13 protein-coding genes are annotated in these 13255 nt (G+C 39.7%); 9 read left to right on the top strand and 4 right to left on the bottom strand.

Annotation, left to right across the window (positions count from 1 at the left end):
* Positions 1–20: 20 nt before the first annotated feature.
* Positions 21–638: an NADPH-dependent F420 reductase gene (locus NK987_RS03180; RefSeq protein ID WP_259262677.1), complete on the top strand. Its 618-nt coding sequence runs from the start codon at positions 21–23 to the stop codon at positions 636–638.
* 138 nt (positions 639–776) lie between these two features.
* Here the strand turns inward: NK987_RS03180 and NK987_RS03175 are convergent, their stop codons facing one another.
* The 3 genes from NK987_RS03175 to NK987_RS03165 all read right to left on the bottom strand — a co-directional run bounded on the left by NK987_RS03175 (position 777) and on the right by NK987_RS03165 (position 2882).
* Positions 777–1424: a hypothetical protein gene (locus NK987_RS03175; protein WP_259262676.1), complete on the bottom strand. Its 648-nt coding sequence runs from the start codon at positions 1422–1424 to the stop codon at positions 777–779.
* A gap of 101 nt (positions 1425–1525) precedes the next feature.
* Positions 1526–2101: a TlpA family protein disulfide reductase gene (locus tag NK987_RS03170; RefSeq protein WP_258421831.1), complete on the bottom strand. Its 576-nt coding sequence runs from the start codon at positions 2099–2101 to the stop codon at positions 1526–1528.
* A gap of 199 nt (positions 2102–2300) precedes the next feature.
* Positions 2301–2882: a TlpA family protein disulfide reductase gene (locus NK987_RS03165; RefSeq protein WP_258421832.1), complete on the bottom strand. Its 582-nt coding sequence runs from the start codon at positions 2880–2882 to the stop codon at positions 2301–2303.
* Between the two features lie 392 nt (positions 2883–3274).
* On the opposite strand from NK987_RS03165, the gene NK987_RS03160 reads away from it, so the two are divergent.
* The 7 genes from NK987_RS03160 (at position 3275) to NK987_RS03130 (ending at position 9909) form a co-directional block, all read left to right on the top strand.
* Positions 3275–3865 (top strand): hypothetical protein, encoded by a 591-nt coding sequence (locus NK987_RS03160; protein WP_259262675.1) that lies wholly within the window; start codon positions 3275–3277, stop codon positions 3863–3865.
* Positions 3866–3972: 107 nt separating this feature from the next.
* Entirely contained in the window at positions 3973–4593 is a 621-nt protein-coding gene (locus tag NK987_RS03155; RefSeq protein WP_258421834.1) for an outer membrane beta-barrel protein, read from the top strand.
* 184 nt (positions 4594–4777) lie between these two features.
* Positions 4778–7033 (top strand): Tex family protein, encoded by a 2256-nt coding sequence (locus tag NK987_RS03150; RefSeq protein WP_259262674.1) that lies wholly within the window; start codon positions 4778–4780, stop codon positions 7031–7033.
* Between the two features lie 203 nt (positions 7034–7236).
* Positions 7237–8361 (top strand): ATP-binding protein, encoded by a 1125-nt coding sequence (locus NK987_RS03145; protein ID WP_259262673.1) that lies wholly within the window; start codon positions 7237–7239, stop codon positions 8359–8361.
* Between the two features lie 52 nt (positions 8362–8413).
* A complete protein-coding gene (locus NK987_RS03140) occupies positions 8414–8734 on the top strand; it encodes a hypothetical protein (RefSeq protein ID WP_258421837.1) in 321 nt (106 codons plus the stop codon).
* A 139-nt stretch (positions 8735–8873) separates the two neighbouring features.
* Entirely contained in the window at positions 8874–9131 is a 258-nt protein-coding gene (locus tag NK987_RS03135) for a hypothetical protein (RefSeq protein ID WP_113924905.1), read from the top strand.
* Positions 9132–9141: 10 nt separating this feature from the next.
* Entirely contained in the window at positions 9142–9909 is a 768-nt protein-coding gene (locus NK987_RS03130; protein ID WP_259262672.1) for an XRE family transcriptional regulator, read from the top strand.
* Between the two features lie 55 nt (positions 9910–9964).
* On the opposite strand, the gene rluF is transcribed toward NK987_RS03130, so the two are convergent.
* Positions 9965–10699 carry a 23S rRNA pseudouridine(2604) synthase RluF gene (rluF, locus tag NK987_RS03125; protein ID WP_258421839.1) on the bottom strand — a complete coding sequence of 245 codons (735 nt, stop codon included), beginning with the start codon at positions 10697–10699 and terminating at the stop codon, positions 9965–9967.
* A 46-nt stretch (positions 10700–10745) separates the two neighbouring features.
* Here rluF and ppsA point away from each other — a divergent pair, with 46 nt between their 5' ends.
* Positions 10746–13226 (top strand): phosphoenolpyruvate synthase, encoded by a 2481-nt coding sequence (ppsA, locus tag NK987_RS03120; protein ID WP_338021189.1) that lies wholly within the window; start codon positions 10746–10748, stop codon positions 13224–13226.
* Positions 13227–13255: the final 29 nt, after the last annotated feature.

Here is a 13255-nt window from a genome sequence, read left to right as displayed (position 1 = left end):
AAGTAAAATAATATAACACCATGAATATAGCCATCATAGGAACAGGAAACGTAGGCGGCACTTTAGCTACCAAATGGGCGAAATCAGGCCACAGGATTTATTTGGGAGTCAAGGATACATCAAATTTTAAAGGGAAAGAACTGCTTTCCAATCCAAATACTTCCTTGCATAGCATCAAAGAAGCTGTCTCAGCAGCTAAGGTCATTTTGGTTGCCGTACCGGCAACAGCAGCGGTGGAAGTCGCGCAATCACTCGGAGATACAGAAGGAAAGGTGATCATTGATACAATGAATGTGGTGATGGGAAGAGGCCCACAGGGGTTTTCCAATACTGCGGATGCCATCCTTGCACATACGGCGACTAAAGATGTGGTAAAAAGTTTCAATACGACAGGATTCAACAACATGACCGATCCCCGTTATGGTGACATGACTTTGGATTTGTTTACAGCAGGTGACAGCATAAAAGGAAAAACCATGGCTATTCAATTGGCAAAAGACGCCGGATTTGCAGCTTGCTACGATATCGGAGGCAATGATAAATTTGGACTGATGGAGCAGTTTGCATTTTTTTGGATCAACCTCGCCATGATGCAGGGACAGGGAAGAGAAATAGGGTTCAAACTTTTGAAAAGGTGAGGTATTGGCCTATCTCGAATTAGTTAAGGGCAAAAAAGTCAAAGACCTCCTGTGATTTGGGTATTGGATTCTGAATTCAAACCTGATCCACAGGAGGTCTCTTGATAATTAAGAAAACGAGATTGATAAGTATCAATATCAAAAATGGAAAGCAAATCGGATAGCTCTTAGTGGGGACATAGACAAGCCAACACTATTGAAGTTTTCATTGATGGTAGGAAAGTTGGGCCTTTCGATTCTGTTTGTTCCAGTATTAAAATTCAAAGCAACCGAGGTCTCAGCTGATAATGAGAAGTGTTTTGAAAAATGATATCGCATACCAAGAAAACCTGTCGAGTTCAAATTGAAGGAAGTGCTATTGATCGTATTGTTGCCTTGGTATGTATTCCTGATTTCATTCCGTCCAAATCCAGCCCCAAAATCCACTCCGTAATAGCCTATAATTCTTGGATGAAATGTTTTTTGCCATTCTTTTCCAACATAGAGATTGATCCCTTGATTGTTTCTGTTCAAATCATTTAGGCTTCCAGTTCCAGTTGTTGAACTGAAATCAGCATTAATGATAGCACCCAACCTTAAAGCCACATTTTTGCCATTCTCACTTACATAATGATTTCTATAGAGAAGGCTACTGGGGTAATTCCCTTGGATAATCGGAGCAATATCTAAGGAAAATTCATGTTTGGTTTCTGAATAGTCAAAAACGGTTTTTTCTTTGGATTCCTGTGCAGAGACTTGGGTGAGGAATGTGCAAAGGAATAGGAATAAAATAGACAATTTCTTCATAGAAGATAAGTTTTAGTGAACAATACCCCGTTTACGAATAAATTGATTGTTTAGTTTTTTGCTTTTGGTTTTGACTTTTTAAGTGTTTACAAGCCAAAGGATTAATTTTGACCGGTAAGGAAATTTCTAAATTCTTCCGTATCGAAATTGCTCATTCCTTCCTGATAAAAAATGATTTCTCCTTTTGGGTTGACCACCAAAGTGGTAGGGATTGATTCGCTTTGAAGAGAATTATTGATGCCATAGCTCGCATGGACGACAGGGAAAGTAAAACCTTTGTTATCAATGAATGACTTGCTTTTTTCCAATTCTTTGTCAAGAGCAATCATCAGAAACTCTAGGTTTTTGGTGTCTTTGACTTTGGCATACATGTCTTCAATATGTGGCATTTCTGCCCTACAGGGTGGACACCAAGTGGCCCACAGGTTGATAAAAACGGTTTTTCCCCGGTAATCTTCCAGTATGACGGGATTCCCTTCCATATCGACAAACCTTCCAGCATAGTCAAAAGTCTGGTTTTCCTTATTGACCAAAGTGATTTTTGGTTTTTTGATTCCTGTGGCCAAAAGAAGCGACTGCAGTCCTCCCATTATCGGTGTAATCAACCCTGTAAAATAAAGGAATGCAAACACTGAAAGTATCAATCCCCAACTTTTCAATTCCTTTTTCCAATCCATTTTTGGTTTTTCTTTTTATCCGACTCTGCAAAAATAAAATCTACAGAAAGGAAAGTTTGTGATTATGAACACAAAGTTTTTAGGGATGATGGGTCTTTTTTATTTAATGGCCTGTTTAATTTGGGTCTTTTGAATTGTTGATTTCCAGCAAGGTAAATTAATCCGGTTTGAAATCTGGTTGAAGGTATTAATTATTCAATTATTGGGCCGAAGAAATAAGAAAATTTCTAAAATGGTCGGTATCAAAATTATTGGTTCCGTTGAGGTAATAAATGACTTTTCCCTCAGGGCTTACCACCACAGTCGTAGGGATTGCTTTGGTATAAAGTGAGGAATTCAAACCCTCATCGGCGTGGTAAACAGGGAAAGTGTACCCTTTGTCTTGGATGAAAGTTTTGCTTTTTCCAAAGTCATTGTCAGTAGCTACCATCAAAAAAGCAATTTCTTGGTTGTCTTTCAGTTTATCATAAAGACTATGAATATATGGCATTTCTATGCGGCATGGACCACACCAAGAAGCCCATATATTGATGAACAAAGTTTTTCCTTTAAACTGATCTAAACTCACTCTGTTACCATTCATGTCCAAAAATGTTCCTGAGTAGTCAAATTCAGTTTCTTTATCCTTTTGCGGTTCATTTTTTGGACCGATTAAGTTCATTCCCACAAGTTCCAACCTGACTCTCCTTTTGATCGATTTTCCTCTTTCGGTAAAGTAGAAAAAACTGATTCCCACCAATAAAAACCCTAAAACGAGCCATAAAATCTTCTTATTGAACATAACAAAGTGAATTTTTGAGATACTACTAATTGAGAATTCAATTAAATATTCATTGCAAATTTATGCAATGACAATTGAAATACTTAGTGACTTGCGGTACAAAGGTAGATGATCTATTTTCCGGGTAAGCCAGTAGCAGTATTTTAATATTTATTTGATAGTTGCTAAGTTGAAAATAATATATATTTTTATCTAATTCTTAAATAGCCAATAAGAGTTGTTCTTGGGATCAATTGGCGTGAAAATCAAAATTTCAAATTTGGAACAATCAAATCATATTGTTTCCCCAAAAATGTTTTTAGATAGATTTTCCAATTTTTTCAACCGAACCAATCTTATTTCCTTACCAAAGAATTTTTAAATGTTTATCAATTAATTTAACTATTAAAAAAATGAAAAACAAATTGATGATTGCCACAGCTTTAGGAGCAATGACTTTGTTTAGCTCCTGTAACCCTCAGCCGGAAACCAAATTGGAAGTTACAGTTAATGAAGTAGCTGAGCCCACCTTGACAGTTGCAGAAATAAACGCAGCGCAGCAGGCTTGGTGTGATGCATTGGTAGAAATTGGCAGGTTGCATTCTACAGGTGGAGATTACAAGGCTTTTGCAGAACAGGTTTTGACAGATGCTTATGATTACGACGAAGGAAGGGTATTTTTCAAACCTACTTTGACTACAGGAGATCAAGTATTCAGAAAAACAAAAAAAGGAGCTTTGGCTTACTTTGTAGGAGGTGATCCGGAATACCCAAATGACAATGGATTTGCTTTGAAGCCTTGGGTTGAAGTCAGGTATGACAATGATGAAAGAGGTGCAGAAGAGGTGATGATTTTGGGCAATATCGGTATTGCTATGGGATCTGTTTACTTCAAAGACAAAGACGGAAATGAAATTTTTGTTGACAAGACCTTTGTTTTCAAAAAGGGAGATGACGGAAAAATAAGATTGATCCTTCATAAATCAGCACTTCCTGTAATGTGATAATTGCCAAAGATTGACAGTATAACTAAATTTGATATTTTATGCATTTGGGAATGAAAAAAAATTCTAATCTTTGTTTATACAGCAATTAAAATCTGACTTCTGCTATGAAAAAATTATTGATTTTATCCTTTCTAATAGTAATCTCTATCATGGAGGTCCGGGCACAAGGTGTCGAGATCACGCCAATTACCGGTTATACTTTTCCTGCATCTTACCGCATCAGTTCAGGGACTGCTAGGTTAGGTGATGGCCAAAATTGGGGAGGTAATCTTGGATTTTCACTTAATGAATTTATGGAAATCGAAGTTTCCTATAACTACATGGCTACTAGGGCAACAGCCTCCTCACCTTTGTTAAATGACAGGGTTGATGTAAGGACTCAAGTTCACTATGCAATGATTGGAGCAAACAGGTTGTTTCCGACTTCAGATGCCATGACATTTTTTGCGGGCATGAAAATGGGAACAGGTACATTAGCATTCCCTGACGGGGAATACCGAAACATCACCAAGTTTTCAATAGGACTTCAAGGAGGTATGAAATATTTCGCTTCAGAAAGGGTTGGAATCAGGTTGCAGGCAAACTTAATGATGCCGGTATTGGCTGCAGGGGGTAGTTTGTGGTGGAGCCCGGGAGGAGGGACAGCAGTAGGTGTTTCTACATTTTCGCCGATAGTTCAGTTTGGATTTACAGGAGGTATTATTTTAAGATTACAGAAAGAATAAATGAGGTACATCTCTGAAAAACCTGCTTGGTAACAAGCAGGTTTTTTTATTGTCCAAGAAAAAAAAACATTCTCCCAAAGTATCAAAAACTTAGAAGAAGGAAGGCCGTATTTTATGAATCATTCATAGGAGTATTTTTTAAAGCTTGCTACTTTGCAGGCTTATCTTCATTTTCGAAACAGTAATGCTTTCAAATCATTTTGTTCAAGTTGCCGAGGAACTCGGAATCAAAGTCAAACAAGTCACCGACACAATAGAATTATTGGATGAAGGAGCCACAATTCCTTTTATTTCCAGGTATAGAAAAGAAGTTACCGGAAGCCTCGACGAGGTTCAAGTGGCTGCTATCCGCGATAGAATTCAACAATTAAGGGACTTGGAAAAACGCAAGGAGGCAATCCTAAAATCAATACAGGAGCAGGGAAAACTCACTCCCGAACTGGAGAAAAAAATTCTTGCAGCAGAAACCATGTCGCTTTTGGAGGATTTGTATCTGCCTTACAAACCAAAAAGAAGAACGAAAGCCACAATCGCCAGGGAAAAAGGATTGGAACCATTGGCATCCAAGATTTTTGAGCAAATTCCATTTGACCTTGAGTCAGAAGCAGCCTTATATATTGATACAGAAAAAGAAGTAAATTCTACAGAAGAAGCACTTCAGGGAGCGAGAGATATCATTGCCGAATGGGTAAATGAAAATGTAGAGCTGAGGAAAAAGATGCGTGACCTTTTTATCAAGGAAGGACAGTTTGTTTCCAAAGTAATTCCCGGCAAAGAAGAGGAAGCAATCAAATACAAGGATTATTTCGATTGGACTGAGCCTGTCAAATCTGCGCCTTCCCATAGGGTTTTGGCAATGAGAAGGGGAGAAAAAGAGCTTTTCCTGATGTTGGATACCTGTCCTGATGAAATCTCAGCCATAGCATTGATGGAAAAAGAGATTCTTCAAAATGCCGCAAACTCCTCGGTCGAGCAAGTGAAATTTGCCATCAAGGATTGCTACAAAAGATTATTGAAGCCGTCGATGGAAACAGAAGTAAGGCTTTTTACCAAAAAGAAAGCCGATGAGGAGGCTATCAAGGTTTTTGCGGACAACTTAAGACAATTGCTATTGGCAGCACCTTTGGGAGAAAAATCCGTTTTGGCACTTGATCCCGGATTCAGAACAGGCTGTAAAACCGTCTGTTTGGGTCCGCAGGGACAGTTGTTGAGTTATGATGCTATATATCCCAATGAACCACAAAAGAGGACTGCTGAAGCCGGCGCAACCATCAGACATTTGGTAGAAAAACACCATGTGGAAGCCATCGCCATTGGAAACGGTACCGCAAGCCGCGAGACTGAAGCTTTTGTCAAATCATTGGGTTTGCCAAAAAATGTCATAGTTACCATGGTCAATGAAAGCGGTGCTTCTATTTATTCCGCTTCCGATGTGGCAAGGGAAGAATTTCCGGACCACGATCTTACCATCCGCGGAGCAGTTTCTATCGGACGCAGGTTGATGGATCCCTTGGCAGAACTGGTGAAAATCGATCCAAAGTCAATCGGTGTCGGCCAATACCAACATGATGTAGATCAGGGAGCGTTGAAGAATTCATTGGACGATACTGTGATGAGTTGTGTGAATGGCGTTGGAGTGGAGGTCAATACCGCATCCAAGCAATTGCTGACTTATGTCTCGGGTCTAGGTCCGGTTTTGGCACAGAACATTGTAAGTTACCGAGAGGAAAACGGTCCCTTTAAAACCAGAAGTGAAATCCGTAAAGTTCCTAGGTTGGGCGAAAAGGCATTTGAACAGGCGGCAGGATTCCTGAGAATCCGAAATGCCAAAAATCCATTAGATGCTTCCGCTGTTCACCCTGAGCGCTATGAGATGGTCGAGAAAATGGCAAAAGACATCGGTGCCAAAGTGGCTGATTTGATGACCTCAGTGGAACTCAGGTCAAAAATCATTTTGAAAAATTACGTTTCTGAGACAGTTGGTTTGCCGACCTTGCAGGATATCATGGCTGAACTTTCCAAACCAGGAAGAGATCCAAGGGAAAGTTTTGAGGTATTCAATTTTCAGGATGGTGTCAATGAAATGAAGGACTTGAAAGTAGGTATGAAACTTCCGGGTATCATTACCAACATCACCAAATTTGGTGCTTTTGTCGATATAGGGGTTCATCAGGATGGTTTGGTGCATTTGAGTCATTTGGCGGATAAGTTTGTAACTGACCCTGCAACGGTAGTCTCTGTCAATCAAAAAGTACAGGTCACAGTCATGGAGGTAGACATTTCCAGAAAGCGGATTGCCTTGAGTATGAAATCGGATCCATTTGCTGCTAAGGGAACTTTCAGCCCAAAAGAAAAACCTGAAGAAAAGAAAAAGAAAGAAGTGGAAGTAGATGGTGATTTGGCTGCAAAGTTGGCGCTTTTGAAGGGAAGGTTTCGGTAGGAATGGAAAATTGAAAGATTGAAAAATTGAAAAATGGCCTCTGGAAGCAGAGGCTTTTTTGTTTCAAAAGATCCGTAATCCATGAAAGTAGCTACTTCTGTGGATCGTAATCCATAAAAGTAGCTACTTTTGTGGACCGTATTCCATAAAAGTAGCTATATTTGGAATAGCATGATTGGCCACTATATAAAATCCCGGGAATAATGGATATTGAAAGGTTACAAAAACATTGGATTGGAGAAAAGCTTCATAAAGGGAAAGTCATAATTGTCATTGGTCCAAGACAGGTTGGAAAAACCACCTTGGTCAATGAATTATTGAAATCCGAGAGCTTTTTGTTTTTGGATGGGGATGACCCGACCGTTCGGGAACTTCTTAATTCTCCTAACACTGAACAATTGAAGAGTATTTTGGGAAATTATTCCTTGGTTTTTATAGATGAGGCGCAAAGAATCAAAGACATTGGAATTACCCTTAAAATAATCCATGACAGGTTTAAGGATGTACAGTTATTGGTCAGCGGGTCCTCTTCTTTTGAGCTTTCAGGATTAACCCAAGAACCTTTAACCGGAAGAAAATGGACATTTTTTTTATATCCGATCAGTTGGGAAGAATGGGAAAAACAAGTAGGCTATGTGAGGGCTGAGCAGAGTATTGAGGAAAGATTGGTATTTGGTATGTATCCAGAGATCCTCACAAACGTGCCTGACCAAAAGGAGTTGCTTTTGGAACTTTCAGAGAGCTATTTATATAAAGACATTTTTTCCTTGGGGCTTATCAAGAAACCTGATGCCATTCATAGATTGCTACAAGCCTTGGCCTACCAAGTTGGAAATGAAGTTTCATTCAATGAGTTAAGTAATCTTTTGAAAATTGATGTCAAGACTGTTATCAGTTATATAGAATTATTGGAGCAGGCTTTTGTGATTTTCAGATTAGGAACCTTCAGCAGGAACCTACACAATGAAATAAAAACAAATAAAAAGATATATTTCTATGACAACGGAGTTAGAAATGCTTTGATAAATAATTTCCAACCTGTTTCACTGAGAAATGATATCGGTGCACTATGGGAAAATTTTCTGATAAGTGAACGGGTAAAATTGTTGGAATACCATAAAATGAACAGGGATATATTTTTCTGGAGAACCAAATTTCAACAGGAAATAGATTTTGTCGAAACATTTGATGGAAAAGTGCTTGGATTCGAATTTAAATGGAATCCCAAACAAAAAGTGAATTTTCCTGCCTCATTTATAGAAACCTATCAGGCAGAGACTAAAGTCATCCATAGAGACAATTTCAGAGAATTTGTGATGGGAATTTGAAATAATAGGAATTTTAATTTATTTAGATTGTTTTAGTTGATTAAATCATTTTATGTTACAAAACACAGATTATCTCAAATCAACCATTCTTTTAACAATTATTTTTTCGTTAATTTTAATTATTTGTCCTGTCAAAATATACTCTTTTGAATCCATTGATTCCATTAAACCAGAACTTCAGGCTCATGATACTACTTTCCAAAAAGAGGATTTGGATACTTTGGAAATAAGCGAAAATGGTTTCGATTCAATAGTAAAAGACAAGTTTATTGAAGGGCCTGATTTAGGAATGTATTTTAGGTTAGGGATTCTTATTGTAATCCTTTATTTGGGTTATCGAATGGTAAGGAAAGTATTCTCTAATAAAACCTAACCATCATTTCTACAATTTTTCCAATCCCAATCTTCCAATTACTCCGACAGTATATGTCGAATAAAGGTTATTTTTATGAACATGTATATGTTATTTAAAATAACATTTTTATATTAGCTCCTGTTAAATCGCTATGGACATGGAAGCTATCGACAAAATCAGTGTAACTCAAAAAGAACTTCCTTCGGGAAATTGTCAGGTGAAGTTTTTTATCGAAGATGAGAGGAAGCCTCAATACGGTTACCTTTTGGTCAACGAACCCAAGCCGGTAGGGGAGATCATCGCCGAAATCCAAGAGCGGTTAGAGAGGAGAAGGATGGCAACATCGGGTTTGAATCCATTCTCGGTAATGCACCAACAAAAAGAGGATAACAATTTTTATTTGTATTCAGCTTAAAAGAATTCATATGATACTCGCCAAGAATCTTAGATTTCTCAGGACAGAAAAGGGATTGACCCAAACTGACCTCGCCGAAAAGCTTGGTGTGCAGCGCACCATGATTTCAGCATATGAAGACGGAAGATCCGAACCAAAGCTTTCAGCCTTGGATATCATTTCGGAACTGTTTGCGGTTAGTATAGATGAATTGCTCCACCACGATATCCAACAGTTTGGAAGAAAGGCATCAAAAAACAAAGAAATCAAAATCCTGACAATTGCTGCCGATGAAAGCGACCGCGAGAACATCACTATGGTGGGACAAAAGGCATCAGCGGGATATCTGAATGGTTTTGCGGATCCTGAGTACATGGAATCTTTGCCGCAGTTTCATATTCCGACCCTCTCGAGAAGTGCGACTTACCGGGCGTTTGAACTCAGCGGAGACAGCATGCTTCCCTTGGTCGCCGGCACGGTGATTATCGGTTCTTATATCGAGCAATTGAGAGATATCAAAAGCGGCAAAACATACGTTCTTGTCACTTCTTCCGAGGGGGTGGTTTACAAAAGGGTGTTCAATTACCTCGAAGAAAATGGCAAATTATTTTTGGTTTCGGACAATGAACATTACAAGCCTTATGAAGTCAAAGCCGAAGATGTTGTTGAAATATGGGAAGCGAAGGCATTTATCAGTACAGACTTCCCCAATCCAAAAGACAAAGCCAAGCCGGTAAGCTTGGATGATATTTCCCAGATGATCCTGGATTTGAAGTCTGAAATTATTCGATTGAGATAGGTTTTTTTTTATCCTCTTTAAATCAATCCTAAACAATTGGTTCAAACACCAAACACTAGTCTTCATAGGTTTTTGAAGAATCCGCAATTAATCTGTTCACTTCAGCCATTTCTTTTTTGCTCAGGTCGCGCCATTTGCCGATTTGCTGATCGAGGATGATGTTCATGATGCGGATGCGCTTGAGTTTGGTGACTTTATAGCCAAGATAATCGCACATTCTCCTGATCTGCCTGTTGAGGCCTTGGGTCAAAACAATATTGAATTTGTAAGTATTGATCTGCCGAACTTCACATTTATTGGTGATGGTGTCCAAGATGGGAATCCCACTCCCCATTTTATGGATAAAAGTTTTGGTAATGGGTTTGTCCACTGTCACCACATATTCCTTTTCATGGTTGTTTTTGGCGCGGAGGATTTTGTTGACAATATCTCCATCGCTCGTCAGGAGGATAAGTCCTTCACTTTCCTTATCCAACCTGCCTATCGGAAAAATCCGCTTTGGATGGTTGATATAATCGATGATGTTGTTTTTCTCGGCTTTGATATCCGTTGTACAGACGATGCCGATTGGTTTGTTGAATGCAATGTAAACATGTTCTTCCTCCGGCTCGGAAATCAGCTTCCCATCTACCCTGATTTGGTCTCCAGGATTGATCTTTGTTCCCATTTCAGGAACTTTTCCGTTGATGGTCACCCTTCCCGCATCAATGAGTTTGTCTGCTTCCCTTCTAGAACAAAACCCCACTTCACTAAGGTATTTATTGATGCGCGTGCCGTTGGATTCGGTCATTTTAGCTTTGATTTGAGTCTGCAAAGAACAGGCATTTAGAATAAAAATGAAAGTCAGAAGCCTAAGTGATTTCTGTCATATTATTTTTTGGATATACAAAGTAAATTATCCTCATCAATACACCAACTTAAACAACCTGACCATGAGGTACGCCATTCCTTTTAAAGATATCCGAAACAAAGATATTGCAATAGTAGGAGGTAAAAATGCCTCATTGGGAGAGATGATCCACGAATTGGGTCCGCTTGGTATCAGGATTCCGGATGGCTTCGCGACGACAGCAGAGGCATTCAGGCTATTTTTAAAAGACAACAACCTGATCGATTCCTTGAACAAGGAATTGGAAAAACTTGATACCAAATCCTTGGATAATTTACCCGAGATAGGAAAAGCCTGTAGGAAACTGATGCTTTCAGGAAAGATTCCGGAAGCAGTGAAGCAAGATGTTCTTTCTGCTTTTAAAGAATTGAACAATGGTCAAGGGTTCTCTTTTGCTGTCCGTAGTTCTGCTACGGCAGAGGATTTGCCGACGGCGAGTTTTGCCGGGCAACATAGCAGTTTTTTGAATGTGGCCGGTGAAGAAAAAATCCTTGAGGCAATTCATATTTGTTACGTTTCCCTTTTCAATGATAGGGCCATCAAATACCGAATTGACAATGGTTTCGACCATATGCAGGTGGCCTTATCCGCCGGTGTGCAACGAATGGTCAGATCGGATATCAGCAGTGCTGGCGTTGCTTTCACCATTGACCCCGAGTCAGGATTCGCAAATGTGATTTACATCACCTCAGCTTGGGGATTGGGTGAAAACATTGTTCAGGGCGCGGTCAATCCCGATGAATTTTATGCCTTTAAACCTTCTATAGAAAAAGGTAAAAAGGCCCTTTTTACCAGGAGATTGGGGGCAAAAGAAAACAAGATGGTCTATTCTGTCGGTACTGAAAGGCCTATCGTCAATGTCAAAACCAGCCCGATGGAGCAAAACATTTTTTCTCTTTCCGACCAGGAAGTAGAGTCATTGGCCAAATGGTGTTTCCAAATTGAAAAACATTACAAGCTTCCCATGGATATCGAATGGGCAAAAGACGGTCTGACAGGCGAGATGTTTATAGTGCAGGCCCGGCCCGAAACCATCCATGGAAAGGATCAAAAAATCACTACCAAAGAATACAAGTTGCTTTCCAAAGCTGACCCGATCACGAAGGGAAAGGCAGTAGGAAGGTCCATTGCAAGCGGACCCGTTCGTATCATCCATTCTGTCAAGGATGTGGGTAAGGTAAAGGATGGCGACGTCATCGTGGCCGACATCACCAATCCGGATTGGAATGCCATGCTTAGAAAGGCAATATGTATCGTGACCAATAAAGGAGGACGAACAAGCCATGCATCCATTGTGGCAAGGGAACTTGGAATCCATGCCGTGGTGGGGACGGGAGACGCTACCCAAAAACTGAAAGATGGGCAAATGATTACCGTTTCATGCATTGAAGGAGATGAGGGAATGGTGTATGATGGGAAGTTGGAATGGTCAGAAAAAATTATTGACCTTCAGAAAGTGCCGCCGACTAAAACCAAGCCGATGTTTATCTTAGCCGACCCTTCCAAGGCTTTTCGGTTCTCTTTTTTTCCCAATGAGGGAGTGGGACTGCTCAGAATGGAATTTATCATCAGCAATGAAATCAGGATTCACCCCATGGCTTTGGCCGATTTTGATAAACTTCATGATTCCAATGACAAAAAATCCATCGCCGCCATCACCCAACAATATCCCGATAAAAAGAAATATTTTATTGAGAAGTTATCCGAATCTGTTGCGATGGTGGCCGCGGCTTTTTACCCCAAAGATGTGATTGTCAGAATGAGTGATTTCAAATCAAATGAATATGCGCAGCTGATTGGTGGAAAGGTTTTTGAACCGGAAGAAGAGAATCCCATGATCGGATTCCGCGGAGCGTCCAGGTATTATAATGAGCGATACAAAGCAGGGTTTGGATTGGAATGTGAGGCGATGCTTGTCATCAGGGAAGATATGGGTTTCACCAATGTCAAGCTGATGGTTCCATTTTGCAGGACTGTGGAGGAAGGAAAAAAAGTCCTTGAGACCATGAAAGAATTTGGATTGGAAAGAGGCAAAAATGGATTGGAAGTCTATGTCATGGCAGAAATTCCAAGTAATGTCATCCTTGCCAAAGATTTTGCGGAGATTTTTGATGGATTTTCCATTGGTTCAAATGACCTTACCCAACTGACTCTTGGGATTGACCGGGATTCAGAAATAGTCTCTGACATTTTTAACGAGAACAATGAGGCCGTCAAAAGCATGTTATCTATGGTAATCCAAGCAGCCAAAAAAGCCAAAGTCAAAATCGGTCTTTGTGGGCAGGCACCGAGTGATTACCCGGAATTTGCAGGTTTTTTGGTGGACGAAGGCATAGACAGCATTTCTTTCAATCCTGATGCGCTTTTGAAAGGAATAGAAAATATTGCACTTGCAGAGTCAAAAAAACACACGAAAATCAAAAATTAAGAGCTTCAATTTAAAGGAACATTGGCCCT

The organism is Aquiflexum gelatinilyticum, assembly GCF_024813435.1.
Classification (GTDB): Bacteria; Bacteroidota; Bacteroidia; order Cytophagales; family Cyclobacteriaceae; genus Cognataquiflexum; species Cognataquiflexum gelatinilyticum.
Note: the sequence above shows the minus strand (reverse complement) of the source record. Positions and strands in the feature narration are given on the sequence as shown.